The sequence below is a fragment of the Flavobacterium sp. UMI-01 genome, from assembly GCF_019656315.1.
In the GTDB taxonomy this organism is placed as follows: Bacteria; Bacteroidota; Bacteroidia; order Flavobacteriales; family Flavobacteriaceae; genus Flavobacterium.
Genome location: NZ_BPLU01000069.1, coordinates 64493 through 88231, shown reverse-complemented (window position 1 = coordinate 88231; position 23739 = coordinate 64493). Strand labels below are relative to the sequence as shown.

The 23739-nt window shown below is 35.5% G+C and carries 15 protein-coding genes; all 15 read left to right on the top strand.

The window, feature by feature from the left end; translation table 11 throughout:
• Window positions 1–26 precede the first annotated feature (26 nt).
• The 15 genes from nrfD to K5R64_RS16060 all read left to right on the top strand — a co-directional run bounded on the left by nrfD (window position 27) and on the right by K5R64_RS16060 (window position 23739).
• A complete protein-coding gene (gene nrfD, locus K5R64_RS16130; RefSeq protein WP_220764906.1) occupies window positions 27–1430 on the top strand; it encodes an NrfD/PsrC family molybdoenzyme membrane anchor subunit in 1404 nt (467 codons plus the stop codon).
• The gene (locus K5R64_RS16125; protein WP_220764905.1) at window positions 1423–1947 is read left to right on the top strand and encodes a DUF3341 domain-containing protein; all 525 of its coding nucleotides are present in this window, start codon (window positions 1423–1425) and stop codon (window positions 1945–1947) included. The genes nrfD and K5R64_RS16125 overlap by 8 nt, the downstream gene beginning before the upstream one ends.
• Before the next feature lie 7 nt (window positions 1948–1954).
• The gene (locus tag K5R64_RS16120; RefSeq protein WP_220764904.1) at window positions 1955–2500 is read left to right on the top strand and encodes a cytochrome c; all 546 of its coding nucleotides are present in this window, start codon (window positions 1955–1957) and stop codon (window positions 2498–2500) included.
• Window positions 2501–2527: 27 nt separating this feature from the next.
• Window positions 2528–3877 (top strand): quinol:cytochrome C oxidoreductase, encoded by a 1350-nt coding sequence (locus K5R64_RS16115; RefSeq protein ID WP_220764903.1) that lies wholly within the window; start codon window positions 2528–2530, stop codon window positions 3875–3877.
• 19 nt (window positions 3878–3896) lie between these two features.
• Window positions 3897–5045 carry a cytochrome c oxidase subunit II gene (locus K5R64_RS16110; RefSeq protein ID WP_220764902.1) on the top strand — a complete coding sequence of 383 codons (1149 nt, stop codon included), beginning with the start codon at window positions 3897–3899 and terminating at the stop codon, window positions 5043–5045.
• Window positions 5046–5075: 30 nt separating this feature from the next.
• Window positions 5076–6872 (top strand): cbb3-type cytochrome c oxidase subunit I, encoded by a 1797-nt coding sequence (locus tag K5R64_RS16105; RefSeq protein WP_220764900.1) that lies wholly within the window; start codon window positions 5076–5078, stop codon window positions 6870–6872.
• A gap of 81 nt (window positions 6873–6953) precedes the next feature.
• Window positions 6954–7976, top strand: coding sequence for a Holliday junction branch migration DNA helicase RuvB (gene ruvB / locus K5R64_RS16100; RefSeq protein WP_220764898.1), 1023 nt, complete (start codon window positions 6954–6956; stop codon window positions 7974–7976).
• Between the two features lie 94 nt (window positions 7977–8070).
• Complete coding sequence (queG, locus tag K5R64_RS16095; protein WP_220764950.1) at window positions 8071–8994, top strand: tRNA epoxyqueuosine(34) reductase QueG; 924 nt, start codon at window positions 8071–8073, stop codon at window positions 8992–8994.
• Between the two features lie 175 nt (window positions 8995–9169).
• Window positions 9170–9604 (top strand): CBS domain-containing protein, encoded by a 435-nt coding sequence (locus K5R64_RS16090; RefSeq protein WP_220764896.1) that lies wholly within the window; start codon window positions 9170–9172, stop codon window positions 9602–9604.
• A 150-nt stretch (window positions 9605–9754) separates the two neighbouring features.
• Complete coding sequence (locus K5R64_RS16085; RefSeq protein ID WP_220764894.1) at window positions 9755–12034, top strand: NADP-dependent malic enzyme; 2280 nt, start codon at window positions 9755–9757, stop codon at window positions 12032–12034.
• 54 nt (window positions 12035–12088) lie between these two features.
• A complete protein-coding gene (gene ruvA / locus K5R64_RS16080) occupies window positions 12089–12670 on the top strand; it encodes a Holliday junction branch migration protein RuvA (RefSeq protein WP_220764892.1) in 582 nt (193 codons plus the stop codon).
• Between the two features lie 22 nt (window positions 12671–12692).
• A complete protein-coding gene (gene sprA, locus K5R64_RS16075) occupies window positions 12693–19871 on the top strand; it encodes a cell surface protein SprA (RefSeq protein WP_220764890.1) in 7179 nt (2392 codons plus the stop codon).
• A gap of 905 nt (window positions 19872–20776) precedes the next feature.
• On the top strand, window positions 20777–21157 hold the full coding sequence (gene gcvH, locus K5R64_RS16070; RefSeq protein ID WP_220764889.1) for a glycine cleavage system protein GcvH: 381 nt from the start codon (window positions 20777–20779) through the stop codon (window positions 21155–21157).
• On the top strand, window positions 21150–21536 hold the full coding sequence (locus K5R64_RS16065) for a VanZ family protein (protein WP_220764888.1): 387 nt from the start codon (window positions 21150–21152) through the stop codon (window positions 21534–21536). The genes gcvH and K5R64_RS16065 overlap by 8 nt, the downstream gene beginning before the upstream one ends.
• Before the next feature lie 106 nt (window positions 21537–21642).
• Window positions 21643–23739 carry a gliding motility protein RemB gene (locus tag K5R64_RS16060; protein ID WP_374758139.1) on the top strand — a complete coding sequence of 699 codons (2097 nt, stop codon included), beginning with the start codon at window positions 21643–21645 and terminating at the stop codon, window positions 23737–23739.

Here is a 23739-nt window from a genome sequence, read left to right as displayed (position 1 = left end):
ATTAATTAAGAAACAGATAAAGGAATATGTCTCATATATATGACTCTAGCATTAGAAAACCTTTAGTTATAGGTGATAGAAGCTATCACGATGTAACAGTTGATGTAGCTGCACCTGTTGAGGGAGAAGCTAATAAACATTGGTGGATTGTATTCACAATCGCATTAACAGCTTTCCTTTGGGGGTTAGGTTGTATCATTTACACCGTGTCTACAGGTATTGGAACATGGGGATTAAATAAAACAGTTGGATGGGCTTGGGATATTACTAACTTCGTTTGGTGGGTAGGTATTGGTCATGCAGGAACTCTTATTTCGGCAGTATTGTTGTTATTCCGTCAAAGATGGAGAATGGCGATTAACCGTTCTGCTGAGGCGATGACAATTTTCTCAGTTATTCAAGCAGGTTTATTTCCAATTATCCACATGGGACGTCCATGGTTAGCTTACTGGGTATTGCCTATACCAAATCAGTTTGGTTCACTTTGGGTTAACTTTAACTCACCTTTACTTTGGGACGTATTTGCAATTTCTACTTATTTATCTGTGTCATTAGTTTTCTGGTGGACTGGTTTATTGCCTGATTTTGCAATGTTGAGAGATAGAGCAATTACTCCTTTCAATAAAAGAATCTATTCTATTTTAAGTTTTGGATGGAGTGGTAGAGTAAAAGATTGGCAACGTTTTGAAGAAGTATCTTTAGTTCTTGCTGGTTTGGCAACTCCACTTGTACTTTCAGTACACACAATTGTATCGATGGACTTTGCTACATCGGTAATACCAGGTTGGCATACAACAATTTTCCCTCCTTACTTTGTTGCTGGTGCGGTATTCTCTGGATTCGCAATGGTAAATACTTTGCTTATCATTATGAGAAAAGTATCAAACTTAGAAGCATATATTACATTACAACATATCGAATTGATGAATATCATTATCATGATTACAGGTTCGATAGTAGGTGTGGCTTATATTACTGAGTTGTTTATTGCTTGGTATTCAGGAGTTGAATACGAACAATATGCTTTCTTAAACAGAGCTACAGGGCCTTACTGGTGGGCATACTGGTCGATGATGACGTGTAATGTGTTTTCACCTCAGTTTATGTGGTTCAAAAAATTAAGAACAAGTATTATGTTTTCTTTCATTATTTCGATTGTTGTAAATATTGGAATGTGGTTTGAAAGATTCGTAATTATCGTTACTTCTTTGCATAGAGATTATTTACCGTCTTCTTGGACTATGTTCTCTCCAACATTTGTTGACATTGGAATTTTCATTGGAACAATTGGTTTCTTCTTTGTATTGTTTTTGTTATACTCTAGAACTTTCCCTGTGATTGCTCAAGCAGAAGTTAAAACAATATTAAAAGCAACTGGAGATAATTATATTAGAGAAAGAGAAGCAAATAAAGATTCACACCATGAGTAATAAAGTAATACACGCCATTTATAATGACGATGATATTTTGATGTCTGCAGTTAAAAAAACACGTGCTGCTCATCATCATATTGAAGATGTTTTTTCTCCATTCCCTGTTCACGGATTGGATAAAGCTATGGGAATAGCTCCTACTAGATTAGCGATTTGTGCTTTCTTATATGGATGTGTTGGTATTTCGGTAGCAACTGCAATGATGAATTTTATCATGATTCAAGATTGGCCACAAGATATTGGTGGAAAACCAAGTTTTAGTTACATTCAAAATATGCCCTCTTTTGTGCCTATTATGTTTGAGATGACTGTATTTTTTGCGGCACACCTTATGGTTATTACTTTTTATATGAGAAGTAGATTATGGCCATTTAAGGAAGCAGAAAATCCAGATGTAAGAACTACAGATGATCATTTCTTAATGGAAGTGGCTGTAAATGATAACGAAGAAGAATTAGTTTCTTTCTTTCAAAGTACAGGAGCTGTAGAAGTTAAAGTAATTGAAAAGCATTAATAAAGATATGAAAAGGGTATATAAAATAGCACTTTTATTAGGCATCACTATTTTAGTGGCATCATGTCAAAATAAAAAAGCACCGAATTATCAATACTTTCCAAATATGTATGAATCAGCAGGGTATGAAACTTATGGTGAGTCAGATGCATTCAAGAACGGAAAAGTGGGTCAATTACCAGTAGATGGTACTATTAAGAGAGGTTTTGAGCCTTATGAATATGAGAATTCTACAGCTGGTTATGAATTGGCAAAAGCAAATTTAAAATCACCTTTGGATTCTTTGGATAGAAATTCAGATAAAGGGAAAGAGCTTTATGAAATTTATTGTATCAGTTGTCATGGTGCATCTGGTAACGGTAAAGGTAAATTGGTTGAAAGAGAAAAATTCCTGGGTGTACCTAGTTATGCAGATAGAGAAATTACTGAAGGTAGTATTTTTCATGTTGAAACTTATGGTTTAAATGCAATGGGTTCTCATGCTAATCAATTAAGTGCACATGAACGTTGGTTAGTTGCTGACTATGTTCTTAAACTTAAAAGCCAATTATAATTGTTGAACAAACTGATCGTAATAGATATGTATACATTTTCAAGTAAATTAAAAACTTTTTCTTTTATCCTTATGGCCGTTGGTATCTTGGGGATAGGATATGGTTTTTTGAATGCACCTAAAGACATTCAAGAAGTTGAAACACTTCTTGCTGCAGAGAGTCATGATGGACATGGTGCTGTACATCATGAAGAAACTAAAGCTGCTACCGAAGCACATGGTGATGCTCATCATGATAAAGCTGCCGATGCGCATCATGATGCTGAACACACAGAGCACTTAAATCATGTATTGCACCAATTGCAAAATAAACCTTGGGCTGCCTTATATGTAGCTTGTATTTTCTTTATGTTGCTTTCAATGGGTGTTTTGGCTTTTTATGCTATTCAACAAGTTGCACAAGCGGGTTGGTCTCCAGTTTTGTTTAGAGTAATGCAAGGAATCACAGCTTATTTGCCTTATGGTTCTGTGATCTTCTTTATTCTTTTGATTTTATGTGGTTTGCATTTTAATCATTTGTTTGTTTGGTTGGATCCAGAAGTAGTTGCTCATGATGAGTTAATTGCAAACAAAGCGGGGTATTTAAATTTTCCATTTTGGATTGTAAGAGCTGCTATATTTTTAGCTGGTTGGAATTTATATAGATATTATTCTGCTAAAAATTGTGTGGCGCAAGATGAAGCGAATGATGATTCTTTCTACAAAAAGAATTTCAAAATGTCAGCAGGATTTTTAGTATTCTTTATCGTATCAGAATCTATTATGGCTTGGGATTGGATTATGTCTGTAGATCCACACTGGTTCAGTACATTATTTGCTTGGTATGTTTTTGCTAGTTTCTTTGTAAGTGGTATTACTACAATTGCTTTGGTAACTATCTACTTAAAATCTAAAGGATTTTTAGAATATGTAAATACAAGTCATATACATGATTTAGCTAAATTCATGTTTGGTATCAGTATCTTTTGGACTTATTTATGGTTCTCTCAGTTTATGTTGATATGGTACGCTGATATCCCTGAGGAAATTACCTATTTCGTTACACGAATTCAAGAATACAACTTGCCATTTTTTGGAGCTGTAGTTATGAATTTTGTTTTCCCATTATTGATTCTTTTAAATACTGATTTCAAGAGATTATCTTGGATTATTGTAATGGCAGGTGTTGTTATTTTAGCTGGTCACTATATTGATTTCTTCAATATGATTATGCCAGGTACTGTAGGGGATCGCTGGTTTATTGGAGTATCTGAAGTTTCATCAGTTCTTTTCTTCTTTGGTTTGTTTATATTTGCTGTTTTCTCTGCATTGACTAAAGCGCCTTTGTTACCAAAAAGAAATCCATTTATAGAAGAAAGTAAGCATTTTCATTATTAATATTTAAAGAGATAAACAGATGACAAGTTTGTTGGTAATTATAGTTTTAGTTTTATTAGCAGTTGCTTTGTGGCAATTGACCAAGATTTTTGATCTTACGCAAGTGGGTTCAAATGCGGACAATTCACAAGTTGCTACTGATAAAGATAATAATCTTCAGGGATATTTAATGTTTGGTTTTTTAGCTTTCATTTATATCTTTACTATTTATGGATTATTGAAATGGGGAGGTTTAGCACTTCATACTCCTGCTTCGGCTCATGGTGGACAAGTTGATAACTTAATGAATATTTCATGGGTTTTATTGTTTACTGTTCAGGCGATTACTCAAGTTTTACTTCACTATTTTTCTTTTAAATATAGAGGAAAACAAGGTCAAAAAGCGTTATATTTTGCTGATAATAATAAATTAGAGGCGATCTGGAGTATTATTCCTGCAGTCGTTTTGGCTGGATTAATTTTATACGGATTGTATGCTTGGACTAACATCATGTTTATTGATGAAGAAGAAGATACTGTAGTAATCGAATTATATGCACAACAGTTTAAATGGTCTGCTCGTTATGCTGGTGAAGACAATGTTCTTGGTAAAGCTAATGTAAGATTTATTGAAGGTGTTAATGCTTTGGGTGTTGACTTATCAGATCCAAATGCACAAGATGATATTGTTGTTTCTGAATTGCATATCCCTAAAGGTAAAAAGGTTCATTTCAAGATGAGATCTCAAGATGTATTGCACTCAGCCTATATGCCACACTTTAGAGCACAAATGAACTGTGTTCCAGGTATGGTTACTGAATTTGCTTTTGAGCCAATTTACACTACAGCAGAATACAGAGAATTGCCTTATATGGTAGAAAAAGTTGCTCACATTAATGAATTGAGAGCTAAAAAATCAGCTGAGTTAATTGCAAAAGGGGAAACAGGATTAGATCCTTATACATTTGACTATGTCCTTATTTGTAACAAAATTTGTGGAGCATCTCACTACAATATGCAAATGAAGATTGTTGTAGATACTCCAGAAGATTACAAAAAGTGGTTGAAGGAACAAGTTGTTTTATCTCAACAAATTAAAGAAGCTAATGCTCCTGCTGAAGCTGCAACAGAAACTGATGCTAATGCTAAGGATACTGTAGTAGTTGCTAATGTGGCAGCAGTTAAATAATATTATTAAGAAAATTTAAAGTAAACATTTATGTCAGCAGTAGGTCACGATCACGGACACGATCACGAACACGAACATCACCATAAAGACACATTCATTACTAAATACATTTTTAGTATTGATCACAAAATGATTGCCAAGCAATATCTTATTACAGGTATTATTATGGGGGTTATTGGTGTAGGTATGTCTATGCTTTTTAGAATGCAATTAGCATGGCCAGAAGAATCTTTTAAAATATTTAATATTTTATTAGGTGATAAATTTGCTCCTGATGGGGTAATGGCTAATGATATTTACTTAGCATTAGTTACGATACATGGTACGATAATGGTATTCTTTGTGCTCACCGCAGGTTTGAGTGGTACTTTTAGTAACTTACTAATTCCACTTCAAATTGGTGCTCGTGATATGGCTTCAGGATTTATGAACATGATTTCATATTGGTTGTTCTTTTTATCAAGTGTAATCATGGTTTGCTCTTTGTTTGTAGAGGCTGGACCAGCTTCAGCTGGATGGACAATTTATCCACCTTTGAGTGCTTTGCCACAAGCCATTCCAGGTTCTGGTACGGGGATGACTTTATGGTTGGTTTCTATGGCTATCTTCATTGCTTCTTCTTTGATGGGGTCTTTGAATTATGTTGTAACGGTTATTAACTTGAGAACAAAGGGAATGTCTATGACTAGATTGCCTTTGACAATTTGGGCATTTTTTGTAACTGCAATTATTGGTATTGTTTCTTTCCCAGTATTATTATCGGCAGCGTTGTTGTTGATTTTTGATAGAAGTTTTGGAACATCATTCTTCTTGTCAGATATTTATATCGCTGGTGAAGTTTTACACTACCAAGGAGGTTCTCCTGTATTGTTTGAGCACTTGTTTTGGTTCTTAGGACACCCTGAGGTATATATTGTATTATTGCCAGCATTAGGTATCACTTCTGAAATTATTGCGACGAATTCACGTAAACCTATTTTTGGTTACCGTGCGATGATTATGTCTATCTTAGCAATTGCTTTCTTATCAACGATTGTATGGGGTCACCACATGTTTATCTCTGGTATGAATCCGTTTTTAGGGTCTGTGTTTACTTTTACAACTCTATTAATTGCTATTCCTTCAGCGGTAAAAGCATTTAACTACATCACAACTCTTTGGAAAGGTAATTTACAAATGAACCCTGCGATGTTGTTTTCTATCGGTTTGGTTTCTACTTTTATCACAGGTGGTTTAACAGGAATTATTTTGGGTGATAGTACTCTTGATATTAATGTACATGATACTTATTTTGTTGTGGCTCACTTCCACTTAGTAATGGGTATATCTGCTTTATATGGAATGTTTGCAGGTATCTATCATTGGTTCCCAAGAATGTTTGGTAGAATGTTGAACAAAAACTTAGGGTATGTTCACTTCTGGATTACAGCTGTATGTGCTTATGGAGTATTTTTCCCAATGCACTTTATAGGTTTAGCTGGTTTACCAAGACGTTACTACACTAATACCAACTTCCCTCTGTTTGATGATTTGCAAAATGTAAATGTATTGATTACAACTTTTGCTTTAATTGGAGGAGCATTCCAATTGGTATTCTTGTACAACTTCTTTGTTAGTATTTTCTACGGTAAGAAAGCAGAGCAAAATCCTTGGAAATCGAATACGTTAGAATGGACTGCTCCAGTGGAGCATATTCACGGAAACTGGCCAGGTGAAATTCCTGAAGTTCATAGATGGCCTTATGATTATTCTAATCCAGGTCATGATGAAGACTATGTTCCTCAAAATGTACCAATGAAGCCAGGTGAAGAAGTTTTACATCACTAGGATATTAATAAATTAAAGTAATGCCTTTCTGTTTTTAGAAAGGCATTATTTTTTTATTCTAACTTGTTATATCTTTGTGGTATGAATGAAAACTTAGACCCTACTACCAATAATTTTGGTGCTGAAGAATTCGATTTAGAAAAAAAATTACGTCCATTATCTTTTGACGATTTTGCCGGTCAAGACCAGGTTTTGGAAAATTTGAAAGTATTTGTTGCTGCGGCTAATCAAAGAAATGAAGCTTTAGACCATGCTCTTTTTCATGGACCTCCTGGTTTGGGTAAAACAACGCTGGCTAATATTTTAGCTAACGAATTGAATGTTGGAATTAAAATTACTTCTGGTCCTGTTTTGGATAAACCAGGTGATTTAGCTGGATTGTTGACGAATTTAGAGGAACGAGATGTTTTGTTTATTGACGAAATTCATCGTTTGAGCCCTGTGGTTGAGGAATATTTGTATTCGGCTATGGAGGATTTCAAAATTGATATCATGATTGAATCGGGGCCTAATGCAAGAACTGTTCAGATTAATTTGAATCCATTTACACTTATTGGTGCTACGACACGTTCTGGACTTTTAACGGCACCTATGCGTGCTCGCTTTGGAATATCTTCACGTTTGCAATATTATACAACTGAACTGTTAACTTCTATTGTTGAGCGTTCGGCTTCCATATTAAAAATGCCTATTTCGCTTGAGGCAGCTATAGAAATTGCAGGTCGCAGTCGTGGTACTCCTCGTATTGCTAATGCTTTATTACGTCGTGTGCGTGATTTTGCTCAAATTAAAGGCAACGGGACTATTGATATCGAAATTGCTCGGTACAGTCTTAAGGCTCTTAATGTAGATGCAAATGGATTGGATGAGATGGATAATAAAATTTTGAATACCATCATTGATAAATTCAAAGGCGGTCCTGTTGGGTTATCTACATTAGCTACTGCGGTTTCTGAAAGTAGTGAGACCATAGAGGAGGTGTATGAGCCTTTTTTGATTCAAGAAGGATTTATTATGCGTACACCAAGAGGACGAGAAGTTACCGATAAGGCTTATAAGCATCTAGGTAAAATTAGAACAAATAGTCAAGGGGGCTTGTTTTAAATTCCAAAAGTAAAACAGGTACTTCCTATTATTTGTATAGAAAAGAAAAATGGTGTGGTATATATTCTGTGTTTAACATTTTACTACTTGCGTTATTACTAAAAAAGAACATACTCAATTTATTAAAGACGAGGCAAAGCGCCTTGGTTTTTTATCATGTGGTATTGCTAAAGCAGGTTTTTTAGAACAAGAGGCACCTCGTTTAGAATCTTGGTTGAACAAAAATCATAACGGACAAATGTCCTATATGGAAAATCATTTTGACAAACGGCTTGATCCTACTAAACTCGTTGAGGGTAGTAAAAGTGTGGTGTCACTTTTGTTGAATTATTTTCCTTCTAATACTCAGGTTGCCGATAGTTATAAAATTTCTAAATATGCTTACGGTGCCGATTATCATTTTGTTATAAAAGAAAAATTAAAAGAATTGTTGTTTTCAATTCAAAATACAATCGGGGAGGTTTCTGGAAGAGCTTTTGTAGATTCTGCTCCTGTTTTAGACAAGGCGTGGGCTGCAAAGTCGGGTTTGGGGTGGATAGGAAAGAATAGCAATTTAATTACTCAAAAAGTCGGTTCGTTTTATTTTATAGCCGAATTGATTATTGATCTTGAATTAGATTATGATACACCTACAACGGATCATTGTGGTACTTGTACGGCTTGTTTAGATGCTTGTCCCACTCAAGCTATTGTTGCTCCTTACGTGGTGGACGGTAGCAAATGTATTTCCTATTTTACAATTGAATTAAAAGAAAGCATTCCATTGGAGATGAAAGGTCAGTTTGATGATTGGGCTTTTGGATGTGATGTTTGTCAAGATGTTTGTCCGTGGAATCGATTTTCAAACCCCCATAATGAACCGTTATTAACTTCTAATCCACAAATTCTTTCTATATCCAAAAAAGAATGGGAAGAAATTACAGAAGAAACTTTTAGGGCAGTATTCAAAAATTCGCCTTTAAAACGGACCAAATTCGAAGGTTTAAAAAGAAACATAAGTTTTTTAAAATCCGAATAAAACCCGCCTTTCTATGGGTGGGCTTAGTTGTTATTTTGTCAGTTAAATTCATTATTTTATAGCAATAATAGGTTAAAATTTGCTTATCGCTATTTATTTTATATGATTATTCTAATTTTTTTGAAGTTTCTTCGGTATATTTTTTTTAAATTTAGAGTCTTAAAAAATTTTAGTTATGACTGTAAATCAAATGTTAAGCGTTAAAGGGAACCAGGTTTTTTCCATTGTTTCTTCCATATCAGTGTATGAAGGACTAAAGGTGATGGGAGAAAAAAATGTAGGGGCACTTTTAGTTATTGATGATAATGAAATTGTGGGGATTCTATCCGAAAGAGATTATGCTCGTAAAATTGTTTTAAAGGATAAAACATCCAAAGGGACTTTGGTAAGTGAAATCATGGGAACTGAAATTATTACTGTAAAACCTACTGATGATATCAATTATTGTATGGGTTTAATGAGTGGAAAAAGAATCCGACATTTACCCGTAGTGGATAATGGTGTGATTTTAGGTTTGGTGTCGATAGGTGATGTCGTAAAAGCGATTATTGAAGAGCAAAAAGAAACCATTCACCATTTAGATGCGTACATCAACGGAACTCAACTTTAATCCTTAGATAGATTAACTTCAAATCAATATTTTGCTGTAGCCTTTTTTTTGTTATTTAAAACCAAATTGTTTTTTAATAAAAGATTAAGATAAAAGCTTCTATTTTTAATCAAGACTTATATCTTTGTAAATTAGGATAAAAACAATCAAATGAACAAGGATAACAAAAGAAGGGAAGCGTTATTGTATCATGCAAAACCCACTCCAGGAAAAATACAAGTAGTTCCTACTAAAAAATATGCAACACAACGTGATTTGTCTTTGGCTTACTCGCCTGGTGTGGCTGAACCTTGTTTAGAAATAGCAAGGGATATTGATAACGTTTATAAATATACCGCTAAAGGTAATTTAGTCGCTGTAATTTCTAACGGAACGGCTGTCTTAGGGTTAGGGGATATTGGTCCTGAAGCTTCTAAGCCTGTTATGGAAGGTAAAGGGTTGTTATTCAAAATCTTTGCTGATATTGATGTTTTTGACATTGAAGTAGATACTAAAAATGTTGAAGAATTTATCCAAACCGTAAAAAACATCGCTCCCACTTTTGGAGGGATAAACCTTGAAGATATCAAAGCTCCTGAATCTTTTGAAATCGAAAGAAGATTAGTGGAGGAATTGAATATTCCAGTGATGCATGATGACCAACATGGTACCGCAATAATTTCTGCAGCGGCTTTAATCAATGCACTTGAATTAGCCAATAAAAAACCTGAAGATGTAAAAGTAATTGTGTCAGGTGCTGGATCAGCAGCTTTAGCTTGTGCCGATTTGTACCGTCTTTTAGGAGTTCAATTCGAAAATATTTATATGTTCAACAGCAAAGGGCTGTTGACAAAAAACAATCCTTCTCTATCCGAATTGCAACAAAAGTACGCAAGAGATATGGAACCAATCAGTTTGGAAGAAGCGCTAGTAGATGCTGATGTATTCATTGGGTTGTCCTCTCGTGATGTGATGAGCGCCCAAATGCTCTTGTCTATGGCAGATAATCCTATTGTTTTTGCTATGGCCAACCCCAATCCCGAAATTGATTATAATTTAGCAATTCAAACACGAAAAGATGTTATCATGGCGACAGGAAGGTCTGACCATCCTAATCAAGTGAATAATGTTCTTGGCTTTCCCTATATTTTTAGAGGAGCTTTAGATGTACGTGCTACTAAAATTAATGAAGCCATGAAAATGGCGGCAGTGAAAGCACTAGCTTCTTTGGCAAAAGAATCCGTTCCGGAGCAAGTCAATGTTGCTTATGGGGCGACCAAATTAATTTTTGGTAAAGAGTACATCATCCCGAAACCTTTTGATCCTCGATTAATTGCTATCGTAGCTCCTGCTGTTGCTAGGGCTGCTATGGAATCTGGTGTGGCACAAAATCCTATAACAGACTGGGAGAAGTACGAAGAGGATTTGTTAGACCGTTTGGGGAACGATAATAAAATGCTTCGATTGATTTCTAATAAGGCAAAAATGAATCCCAAACGAATTGTTTTTGCAGAAGCTGAGCATCTCAATGTTCTAAAAGCGGCACAGATAGTTTACGAAGAGGGTGTGGGGATTCCGATTTTACTTGGTTCCAAAGAAATAATTTTGGAATTAAAAGAAGAATTAGGATTTGATGCTCCCGTAGAAATTATAGACCCTAAAGAAAAAGAAGAAGAAGGAAGAAGGAATCGATTTGCAACAGCTTATTGGGAATCAAGAAAACGGAGAGGAATCGTATTGTACGACGCACAACGATTAATGCGTGAACGAAATTATTTTGCCGCCATGATGGTAAATGAAGGGGAGGCTGATGGATTAGTAACAGGACATTCCCGAGGTTATGCTACCGTTTTGCGTCCGATGTTTCAATTGATTGAAAAAGCGCCTGGGGCTTCAATTGTGGCGACTACCAATATGATGATGACTTCAAGAGGTCCTATGTTTTTGTCGGATACTGCTATAAACATCGATCCTTCAGCTGAAGAATTGGCTAAGATAGCTTTGATGACCGCTAAAACAGCCAGAATGTTTGGTGTTGAACCAGTAATAGCCATGGTTTCGTATGCTAATTATGGTTCTTCAACAAATGCTAGAGCTTCAAAAGTTAGAGAAGCTGTAGCCTATCTACATGAGCATCATCCAGATTTAGTAGTTGATGGGGAAATTCAATCCGATTTTGCATTGAATCCAGAAATGTTAGAAGAGAAATTTCCTTTTTCTAAATTGGTTGGAAAGAAAGTAAATGTCATGATTTTCCCCAATTTAGATGCTGCTAATATTACCTATAAACTTTTAAAAGAATTGTATAAAGTAGAATCAATTGGTCCTATTATGATGGGAATGGGCAAGCCTGTTCATATATTTCAATTAGGAGCAAGCGTAGAGGAAATGGTGAATATGGCAACTATTGCTGTGTTAGATGCCCAAGAAAAAGAAAGAAAGAAAAAATAAATTGGTTTTAACTGCCGTGACAAGTGTTTCTTTGGCAGTCAAAGTAAAGAATAAATGATAGCACATTTACAGGGAAAATTAGTTGAAAAAACACCAACCGATGTGGTGATTGATTGTAACGGCGTAGGATATCAAGTTAATATTTCTTTGCATACCTATTCCTTATTGCCAGAATCAGATTTTATAAAATTATTTACTTTTTTACAAGTAAAAGAGGATGCGCATACGCTTTTCGGTTTTTTTGAAAAATCAGAAAGAGAAATTTTTAAATTATTACTCTCTGTTTCTGGAATTGGAGCGAGTACGGCCAGAACAATGTTGTCTTCTTTGCATCCAAAACAGATTATTAATGCCATTGCCTCTGGAGATGTAGGAACTATTCAATCCATTAAAGGTATAGGGAGTAAAACAGCTCAAAGAGTGATTTTGGATTTAAAAGAAAAAATGCTAAAACTCTATGATATTGACGAAGTTTCTATTTCACAGAGCAATACAAATAGAGATGAAGCGTTATCTGCGCTAGAAGTATTGGGGTTTGTGCGTAAAGCTTCTGAAAAAGTAATTGAGAAAATTTTAAAAGAAGACCCAGCCGCAACCGTAGAATCAATCATTAAGCAGGCTTTAAAAAATTTATAAAAAAATAAAAAACACGAATTATATGTGTAGGATTTATACATTTTTGCTAGTTTTATTTTGTGGTTTTGTAACACTGGCTCAAGAAAATCAAGTGGCACAAGACACAGTAAAAACAGGTTATTCTCTTGGAAAAGTTCAACTTAAAAGTCCTCAAAGCATTCTCTCTGCATACACTTATGACCCTGTAACTGATCGCTATATTTATACCAATTCCGTAGAAGGATTTTCTATCAGTTATCCTATCATTTTGACACCTAAAGAGTACGAAAAATTAGTGATGAAAGAATCCATGAGGGATTATTTTAAACAAAAATCGGATGCTATTGATGGAAAGAAAGAAGGAAGTGAAGAAGCAAAAAAAGATTTATTGCCTAAATACTATGTAAATTCTGGTTTTTTTGAATCTATTTTTGGAGGAAACACGATTGATGTAAAACCTACTGGATCCGTAGAAATGGATTTGGGAGCACGTTATTCTAAACAAGACAACCCCTCTTTTTCTCCAAGAAACAGGTCTAATCTCGCATTTGATTTCAATCAAAGGATCAGTATGAGTTTAATGGGGAAAGTAGGGACAAGGGTAAACGTTAATGCAAACTATGATACACAATCCACCTTTGCATTTCAAAATTTATTAAAATTAGATTATACTCCTACTGAAGACGACATCATTCAAAAAATTGAAATTGGTAATGTAAACATGCCATTGAATAGCTCTTTGATTCGCGGGGCTCAAAGTTTATTTGGGGTTAAGGCGCAATTACAATTTGGAAAAACGACTGTGACAGGGGTGTTTTCTGAACAAAAATCACAAACCAAAAGTGTAGTCGTGCAAGGAGGAGGAACCATTCAAAATTTTGATGTTTTTGCATTGGATTATGACAACGACAGGCATTTTTTCTTGTCTCAATATTTTAGAAATAAATACGATTCGGCACTTAAAAATTATCCTTTTATAGATAGTAGAGTTCAGATTACACGAATTGAAGTTTGGGTAACAAACAAACAAAATAGAATAACAACCAACTCCAATAATTTAAGAAATATTATTGCGTTGCAAGATTTGGGAGAAGCCCAAATTTCAGGAATTCCAGACAATGAAATTGTGGTAAGAGATCCGTCAACAGGGATGTTTTACAACCCAGTTGATTCACCTACGGATAATAAAAATAATGGGTATGATCCCAATCGTATTCAAGCAAGTTCGGGTTTGTTGAATAATAATATTCGTGAAATGGCAACAGCTGATTCAGGTTTTAATGCCTATACAGCTCGTGAAGGTCAAGATTATTCCAAGTTAGAAAATGCTAGAAAATTAACTTCTAATGAGTTTACCTACCACCCACAATTGGGGTATATCTCTTTACAACAAAGACTTTCCAATGATGAAGTTTTGGCTGTAGCCTATGAATATACTATTGGAGATAAGGTGTATCAAGTGGGAGAATTTGGTAATGATGGTGTGGAATCTACAGTTGTTACAGGTGCTTCTAATTCTAATCAAGCGGTAATTACACAAGCATTGATTTTGAAAATGCTCAAAAGTAATTTGACAAATGTTAAAAATCCGATTTGGAATTTGATGATGAAAAATATTTATCAAATTCCAGGGGCATATCAAGTAAAGCAGGAGGATTTTAGATTCAATATTTTATACACCGATCCTTCACCATTAAATTATATTACCGAGGCGAAAACTGCTGCAGGAACCCCTGTGCCATTTCCGTCTAATCCTTCACCAGAAAATAAAGTGGCTGAAACTCCATTGTTAAAAGTATTCAACTTGGATAAGCTGAATTATAATAATGATCCACAAGCCGGTGGAGATGGTTTTTTTGATTTTATGGAAGGCTTAACAATGGATTCTCAAAATGGGCGCATCATTTTTACGACCAAAGAACCTTTTGGAGAGTTGCTTTTTAGTAAATTAAAAGATTATAACAATCCTTCGGACGTGAGTGTTTATAATGATCCAACGAGTTATAATGATAATCAAAAGAAATATGTTTTTAGAAACATGTATCGCAACACGCAAGCAGGTTCATTAGAGGACAGTGACAAAAATAAATTTCTTTTAAGAGGTAAATTTAAATCCACTAGTAGCGACGGGATTCCGATCGGTGCTTTCAACGTACCGCAAGGTTCTGTGGTTGTAACTGCGGGTGGACGAAAATTAGTGGAAGGCGTAGATTATAGTGTGAATTATCAATTAGGGCGTGTGCAAATCTTAGATGCATCCTTACAAGCCTCAAATACTCCAATCAATGTTTCCTTAGAAAACAATTCGATTTTTGGACAACAAACTACTCGTTTCATGGGTGTAAATGTAGAGCATAAAATCTCGGACAAGTTTGTTGTGGGGGCTACTTTGTTGAAAATGAGCGAAAGACCGTTTACCACAAAGTCTAACTATGGGCAAGAGTCCATTAACAATACCATTTTTGGTTTGAATACTAATTTTTCAACCGAAGTTCCTTTTTTTACCCGTTTGGTCAACAAATTACCGAATGTAGATACAGATGTTCCTTCGAATTTATCGGTTCGTGGTGAGGTTGCTTTTTTAAGACCAAATGCTTCTAAAATTGATAGTTTTAATGGAGAATCTACTATTTATGTGGATGATTTTGAAGGTTCGCAATCTACAATAGACATGCGTTCGCCTTATGCTTGGAGTTTGTCTTCAACACCAGATAGAAATGCTACAAGTACCTATAATTTTGGTGCCAATGCCAATGATTTGACTTATGGATTCAAACGCGCCAAACTAGCTTGGTACTCCATCGACCCTATTTTTTATACCTCTAAGCCTGATGGGGTATCTAATAATGATTTGTCATTTAACAAAACACGAAGAATATACAGTGAAGAGCTCTATCCACTAACTGATATCGCTTTGGGACAAACACAAGTGGTGAGCACGTTGGATTTGACTTATTTTCCATCCGAGAGAGGCCCTTACAACAACAATCCTAATTTTGCATTAAATCCACAAGAAAATTATGGGGGAATTATGCGAGCGATTAATTCAACCAATTTTGAACAAGGAAATGTGGAGTACATCCAGTTTTGGGTACAAGATCCGTATGTAGGAAAGGGCGAAGTATCTGCAGCTAATTCAGGGAAATTGTATTTTAACCTAGGAGAAATTTCAGAAGATATTTTGAAAGACGGAAGGAAACAATTTGAAAATGGTTTAGGTCCAGACCAAATTTTGACTAATCCAAGACCTTTATGGGGAGATGTGCCTGCTTCGCAATCATTGATTTATGCTTTTGATACGGATGTAAATAATCGTGCCAATCAAGATTTAGGTTTAGATGGTTTGCCAAATGGGAAAGAAGCCGAAGTTTATACCAATTTTGCTTCGGAATCTGACCCCGCAGCGGATGATTATACTTTTTATTTGAATACCAATGGAAGTATAATTGATAGGTATAAAAACTACAATGGAGTTCAAGGGAATTCAGCTGTTAATATTACAGATGCTAACAGAGCTTCAACAGCAGTTCCTGATGTCGAAGATGTCAACAGAGACAACACCATGAATACGATTAACGCTTATTATGAATACAGCGTAGATATCAAGAAGAACATGGAGGTGGGTGAAAATTACATTACGGATATTAGAGAAACCCAAGTGACATTGCCTAATGGTGAGGTAACTCCTGCTAGATGGATTCAGTTTAAAATTCCTGTTCAACAACCGCAAAATAAAATAGGGGATATCAATGATTTTAGATCCATCCGTTTTATGAGAATGTTCATGACAGGGTTCAGTGAAGAGGTAACCTTGCGTTTTGGAGCGTTAGATTTGGTTAGAGGTGATTGGAGAAGATATACTAGTACCCTCGATTTTAACGACACCAATCCTGCTGACGATGGTACTGATCTAGATGTAATCGCAGTTAATATTCAAGAAAATAATACACGTTGCCCAATTAATTATATCCAGCCTCCAGGAGTGGTGAGAGAGCAATTGTATAATAACAATACCATTATCAATCAAAACGAGCAGGCATTATCATTGAGGATTTCGGGCGAAGGATTGGAGCCTAAAGATGCACGTGCCGTTTACAAAAATGTAAGTATTGATATGCGTCAGTATAAAAAACTAAAAATGTTTTTACATGCTGAATCATTGCCCAATCAAGCTTTGTTAGGGGATGATAAAATGGTAGGTTTTATCCGTTTTGGTAACGATTTTAATCAAAACTTTTATCAAATTGAGATTCCGTTAAAAGTAACCCAGCCTTCTAATTGTAGTCCGTTGAGTGCTGAACTCGTTTGGCCTGAAAGCAATCAGATTGACTTAGCCTTGTCTTTGTTGACTAAATTAAAAATTCAGTCGATGAATGTGGATCCTTCGACCTTGCCTTTGGATGGGATTTATTATCAGAACGAAGAAGATTTAGATGGTTCCGCAAGTTCAAAAATCAACAAGCTTCGTTTAGGTGTAAAAGGAAATCCGAACTTTGGGTTGGTTAGAACGTTAATGGTAGGGGTGAAAAGTGATGCCGAAACTGCCGAAGGTAAAATCAAAGGAGAAGTTTGGTTTAATGAGTTGCGTTTGTCTGAAATGGATAATGCAGGCGGAATGGCCGCTTTGCTTAATGTAGATACTAACATGGCCGATTTAGCAACGGTATCAGCTACCGGAAGAAAAAGTACGGTAGGATTTGGAGCTATTGAACAAGGGGCAAATGAACGTAGCCGTGAGGATATCCAACAATACAATATTGTAACCAATATCAATTTAGGAAAATTGCTGCCAAACAAATGGGGAATTAATTTGCCGTTTAATTACTCAGTAGGCGAAGAGACTATTACACCTTTGTACGACCCTTTTAATGCGGATATCAAAATCAAAGAATTATTAGAAAACACTTCTAGCCAAGCCGAAAAAGATAATATTGTGAATCGTGCTGTGGATTACACCAAGCGCACCAGTATTAATTTCATAGGTGTTAGAAAGCAACGAAGTCCTGAGCAAAAACAACATGTGTATGACCCCGAGAATTTCACATTCTCACAATCAATTAATAAGGTAGAACGACACGATTACGAGATTGAAGATTATTTAGACCAGCAAGCCACTACTGCGGTTGATTATTCGTATAGTTTTCAACCTAAATCAATTGAGCCTTTTAAGAAAACGAAATTCATGAAGAAAAGCTCATACTGGAAGCTATTGAGCGATTTCAATTTCAATTATTTGCCTTCTAATATTACTTTTAATACCAATATCAACAGACAGTACAATCGCCAACAATTCAGACAGGTGGAGGTAGAAGGAATTGGACTTGATCCACTTTATAGAAGGAACTTTGCTTTTAATTATCAATACGGGTTTAATTATAATTTGACTAAATCTTTAAAATTAAACTACACAGCATCATCTGCTAATATTGTGAAGAATTATTTGAATGAAGCCAATGAGCCGATAGCAGATTTTTCTATCTGGGACGGCTATTGGGATAGTGGAGATCCATTTAATCACACCCAACAATTGGTGGTGAATTATGAATTGCCAATCCATAAAATTCCTTTGTTTAGTTTCGTAAAAGCAAATTATACCTACACAGGAAATTATAGTTGGCAACGTGCTTCTACGTTCTTATCGGACTTGGAAATTGAAGGAACCTCCTATAATTTAGGAAACACGGTGCAAAATGCTAGAGCGCATGCCTTGAATGGTAGTTTCAATATGGATATGCTTTATAAATATCTTGGATTGACTAAGGCGAATACGGTAGGAGGAAAGCAATTGATGAAGCCTAAAACGCTACCAAAACCAGGAGAAAAAGTCGTTAATATTGTCGCTGCTAAACCTGAATCGAGCCGTAGTCCATTTGTGGAAGGCATGATTGGGGTGTTGACAAGTGTCAAAAACATCCAGTTGAACTATACTGATAATAGCGGAACGGTATTGCCAGGTTTTTTACCAGGTTTAGGTTTCTTCGGGTCGTCTAAGCCGTCATTGGGATTTGTATTTGGTAGTCAAGATGATATTCGTTTTGAGGCTGCCAAAAATGGTTGGTTGACTAATTATCAGGATTTCAACCAAAACTTTACGCAGGTGCATAACAAAGCATTCAAAGGAACTGCTAATATGGATTTGTTTCCTGATTTAAAAATCGATTTGAATATGGACAGAACCTATTCAGAGAATTTTTCTGAACAGTATGATGTATCGCCTGACGGGACTTATAATTCTCGTTCGCCTTATACTTATGGGATGTTCTCGATTTCTACAGTGATGATTAAATCGGCATTTTCAACAAGTAATGAGAATTTCTCTGAAGCATTTGATGAATTTAGAGCCAATAGGCTGGTTGTAGCCAATAGGCTGGCAACTGCCAAAGGGATTGATTTAAGCAATTCGGCCAATATTGATGCCGATGGTTTTCCTGTCGGTTTTGGAAAAAACAATCAAGCAGTATTAATTCCAGCTTTCCTTGCGGCTTATACTGGTGGTGATGCTTCTGATGTGTCTTTGGGAGCTTTTAGAAATTTCCCAATTCCTAACTGGTCTGTGAAGTACAATGGTTTGATGCGTTATGAAGTATTCAAAAAGAACTTTAAGCGCTTTTCATTGCAACACAATTACCGAGCATCCTATACCATTAATCAATACCGTTCTAATTTTAAATACGATGAAAATCCTAACGGAATCGATGATAGCGGAAACTTTTATAATAAAATGTTGATTTCTAATATTAACTTAGTAGAGCAATTTAGTCCATTGATGCGAGTTGATTTCGAATTAAAAAATGCTTTTAAATTCCTTACTGAAATTAAAAAAGACAGGGCTTTGTCCATGAGTTTTGATAACAATTTGTTGACTGAAGTAAAAGGGGTTGAATATATTGTAGGTTTGGGCTATCGTTTCAAAGATGTTATTTTCTCCTCTCGTTTGGCAGATAACCCTACAGGTATAATTAAAGGAGATATTAATTTGAAAGCCGATTTGTCTTATCGTAATAACCAAACTATCGTACGTTATTTAAATTACGATAACAATCAACTAGCGGCAGGTCAAAATATTTGGTCATTGAAATTCACGGCTGATTATTCGTTTAGTAAAAATCTAACTGCCATTTTCTATTATGATCATTCCTTCTCTAAGGCAGTGATTTCAACGTCATTCCCGTTGACAAACATTCGTTCAGGATTTACGTTGCGTTATAATTTTGGAAATTAATTTTAGAACAATAAAAGAAACAATATAATCTCATGATTTTTTCACCGCAAATTCGCAGATTGTTTAATTTTTGATTGTAAAAAATCCCTTTTAAGCGGAATTAACGCAAACTAATTAGGATGAAATTATTCAATAGAACTTAGCGTATAAATCTGTGAATCTGCGGTGGATTTTCTATGTTTTGTTTTACCACAAATTCGCAGATTTTAATTTGTCATTGTGAATTGGAATTAGTACAAATTAATTTCCGACACCCTCTAAAGTTAGGTTTTGGAATATAATTTGCGAATCTGCGGTGGATTTTCTGTGTTTTGTTTTACCACAAATTCGCAGATTTTAAGTTGTCATTGTGAATTGGAATTAGCCCAAATTAATTTTCTATACCCTCTAAAGTTAGGTTTGGACTGTAATTTGCGAATCTGCGGTGGATTTTCTATGTTTTGTTTTACCACAAATTCGCAGATTTTAATTTGTCATTGTGAATTGGAATTAGCACAAATTAATTTTCGACACCCTCTAAAGTTAGGTTTGGACTGTAATTTGCGAATCTGCGGTGGATTTTCTATGCTTTGTCTTACCACAAATTCGCAGAATTTAATTTTACATTCCTAAATTGGAATTAGTGCAAATTAATTTTCGACCCCCTCTAAAGTTAGGTTTTGGACTGTAATTTGCGAATCTGCGGTGGATTTTCTATGTTTTGTCTTACCACAAATTCGCAGATTTTAATTTGTCATTGTGAATTGGAATTAGCACAAATTAATTTCCGACACCCTCTAAAGTTAGGTTTTGGAATATAATTTGAGAATCTGCGGTGGATTTTTAAAATCTTGCGTTGTACTGCAATATAAGATTGTTACATTTGCAAAATAAAAATTCAATTATCAATTATCAATAAGGTTAAAATGAATATACCATCAAATTTAAAGTACACAAAAGATCACGAATGGGTTAGTTTAGAAGGAGATATCGCAACAGTTGGTATTACCCATTTTGCACAAAAAGAACTAGGTGATATTGTATATGTAGAAGTAGAAACTTTAGATCAAGTTCTTGAAAAAGACGAGGTTTTTGGTACTGTTGAAGCAGTAAAAACAGTTTCTGATTTGTTTCTTCCTATGTCAGGAGAAGTGATTGAATTCAATGAGGCTTTAGAAGATACTCCTGAAGCGGTTAATGCTGATCCTTATGGTGCAGGGTGGATGATCAAAGTAAAAGTATCTGATGTTGCTGCGTATGATTCTTTGCTTTCTGATGCAGAATATAAAGCCTTAATCGGTGCTTAAGAAACTATTTTTTGTGGCAGCCAGTTTGTGGACCTCGGTCGTGTTAGTATTGTGCTTAATACGCTTAGACAATACTCCGCAACTTAATGTTGTCAATTTAGATAAATACATTCACAGTATTTTTCATTTTGTTTTTACCATGCTTTGGTTTTTGTTTTTCAAATTGCATTTTAAAAAGAAAAATAGATTCAAGCCTTTTATTGTGGCTTTTTTGTTGTCTGTAAGTTTTGGTGTTTTGATTGAACTACTACAAAAGTACTGTACACAAAGCCGTTCAGCTGATGTGATGGATGTGCTGGCCAACATGCTTGGAGCTACCCTGGCGGTAGGTTTGTTTTACACCTTAGACAGTTGGAAGGTCTTAAAAAAAATAAGTTAATAATATCCCACCTTGGTGGGATTTTTATTTTAGATGTGCGTGGGAATCATTAGATTTGAAACGTTTTGAATTGTAATTAGTATGGTCTAAAATTAGAATAGGTCTCATGATGAAAAAAGTTTTTTTTATTTCTTTGTTATTGGTGTCAATGGTATCGGTGGGCCAAATTCAGAATACTACGGTTCAAGAGCGTTTTCCTGTTTTTGAAACCTGTAAAAATCTAACCGATAAAGAAGTTGAAGCGTGTTTTTATTCAAAAGTGCAAGAGCTTTTATTTCATCAATTTAAAGTGCCTTCTTATTTAGTGGCGAATCAATTTTCTGGTACAGTAGAAGTTCTTTTTGAAGTGGATGCCAACGGAATTTTTAAAGTGATTTACGTAAATGCGGCCGACCCAGAATTAATCAAGGAAACAAAAAGGGTTTTTGGTCAGTTTCCTAAAATTCAGCCTGCTACTTACAATGGCAATGCTACTTATTCCAAATATACGATAGCACTTTCCATTCCATTGCAAAAAGAAGCAGTAGCGAAGGCAGTAGTGGCACAGCCTGCTTCAACTCCAATAAAAACAGCTTCAGAGTTAGATAATTTAGTCTATCAAAAATATTCAAATCCTGAATATGAAAGTCATTTGAATATTCCGTTTTCACATAGTTATTATGCACATTTTGATGGCGCGATGAATCAGGTGGGGAGCAACAGCCATACCGCATCCAAACCTTATACCTATGCAGAGGTTGCTAAATATTACAATCTAAAAGAAGCCAATGAAAAGTTGCAGAAAAAAGCTTCGGGTTGGTGGGCAAGAAAACTGTGGAACGAAAACATGGTGGCCATTCAAGGTGAGGATTATTGGTTCACAGTGAATCCTATTTTGGATTTGCAATTGGGTAAAGACAGTAAGAGTGAAACGTCATACACTTATGTAAATACAAGAGCAATTAACTTTAGAGGAGGACTGGGTAGTCAGTTGAATTTTACCGCTACCATTTTTGAAAGTCAAGGACGTTTTGCGGATTATTTCAATCGTTATGCCGAATCGATAAAACCGGCGGGAGGGAACCCAGCTATTATTCCGGGAATCGGAATTGCAAAAGATTTTAAAACAGATTCCTATGATTTTCCTTTGGCAGAAGCCAATTTGACTTTTACACCTAATAAATTTATCGATTTGCAATTGGGCTATGGGCGCAATTTTATTGGTGACGGTTATCGCTCTTTGATGGAAACCGACGGGGCAAGTCCGTATCCGTATTTTAAAATCAACACCAAATTTTGGAAAATAAAATACACCAATACCTATATGTGGCTCAAAGATGTGCGTCCTGAGGTGACTGTCGAGCGTACCTATGCCACTAAATTCATGGCGAATCATTATTTGAGTTGGAACGTGTCGAACCGATTGAATCTAGGTTTTTTCGAATCGGTGATTTGGACCAATACCAATGACAGAGGTTTTGATATGAGTTTTGTAAATCCAATAGTGTTTTATCGCTCGGTAGAGTTTGCTTCTTCGGCAAGGACAGGAAATGCTTTGTTAGGATTGACGGCCAAATACAAATGGAACAACAGCATCAATTTGTACGGACAATTTCTGTTAGATGAGTTTGCTTTAAGCGATATCAAAGAGGGGAATAACAGCTGGCGAAATAAATACGGATACCAATTAGGTGCCAAATATTACAACGCGTTCCATATTGATAATTTGTTGTTGCAATTAGAGTACAACCATGTGCGTCCGTATGTGTATTCGCATAGTGATCCTATTACGAATTACGGACACAACAATCAAAGTATCGGTCATCAATGGGGTGGGAACTTTGGTGAATTTATTGCAATCGCTCGTTATCATAAAGAACGTTATTTTGCTGATGCCAAGTTCACCATGGGAACTCGTGGATTTGATTTTGCTACTACAGGAGCCAATTCAAACTATGGAGGAGATATTTACAGGGACTACGATTTAGAGCGTTTTGCTAATTCAGGGGTCAAAGTAGGGCAGGGAAACAAGACCTCCGTTTTTATTGCTGACCTACAAGCGGGTTATTTGGTGAATCCAGCAACCAACTTAAAGTTATTTGCCAGTTATATTTTTAGAGATTTCAAACCTGCGCAAAATACCACAACAGTATTCAAAGAAACCACCAATTGGTTTAGCATAGGATTACGTGCTGATGTGTTCAATTGGTATTTTGATTATTAG

Coding starts and splice junctions, on each gene's coding strand:
- nrfD (WP_220764906.1), top strand. CDS start 27: ATGTCTCATATATATGACTCTAGCATTAGAAAACCTTTAGTTATAGGT.
- K5R64_RS16125 (WP_220764905.1), top strand. CDS start 1,423: ATGAGTAATAAAGTAATACACGCCATTTATAATGACGATGATATTTTG.
- K5R64_RS16120 (WP_220764904.1), top strand. CDS start 1,955: ATGAAAAGGGTATATAAAATAGCACTTTTATTAGGCATCACTATTTTA.
- K5R64_RS16115 (WP_220764903.1), top strand. CDS start 2,528: ATGTATACATTTTCAAGTAAATTAAAAACTTTTTCTTTTATCCTTATG.
- K5R64_RS16110 (WP_220764902.1), top strand. CDS start 3,897: ATGACAAGTTTGTTGGTAATTATAGTTTTAGTTTTATTAGCAGTTGCT.
- K5R64_RS16105 (WP_220764900.1), top strand. CDS start 5,076: ATGTCAGCAGTAGGTCACGATCACGGACACGATCACGAACACGAACAT.
- ruvB (WP_220764898.1), top strand. CDS start 6,954: ATGAATGAAAACTTAGACCCTACTACCAATAATTTTGGTGCTGAAGAA.
- K5R64_RS16090 (WP_220764896.1), top strand. CDS start 9,170: ATGACTGTAAATCAAATGTTAAGCGTTAAAGGGAACCAGGTTTTTTCC.
- K5R64_RS16085 (WP_220764894.1), top strand. CDS start 9,755: ATGAACAAGGATAACAAAAGAAGGGAAGCGTTATTGTATCATGCAAAA.
- ruvA (WP_220764892.1), top strand. CDS start 12,089: ATGATAGCACATTTACAGGGAAAATTAGTTGAAAAAACACCAACCGAT.
- sprA (WP_220764890.1), top strand. CDS start 12,693: ATGTGTAGGATTTATACATTTTTGCTAGTTTTATTTTGTGGTTTTGTA.
- gcvH (WP_220764889.1), top strand. CDS start 20,777: ATGAATATACCATCAAATTTAAAGTACACAAAAGATCACGAATGGGTT.
- K5R64_RS16060 (WP_374758139.1), top strand. CDS start 21,643: ATGATGAAAAAAGTTTTTTTTATTTCTTTGTTATTGGTGTCAATGGTA.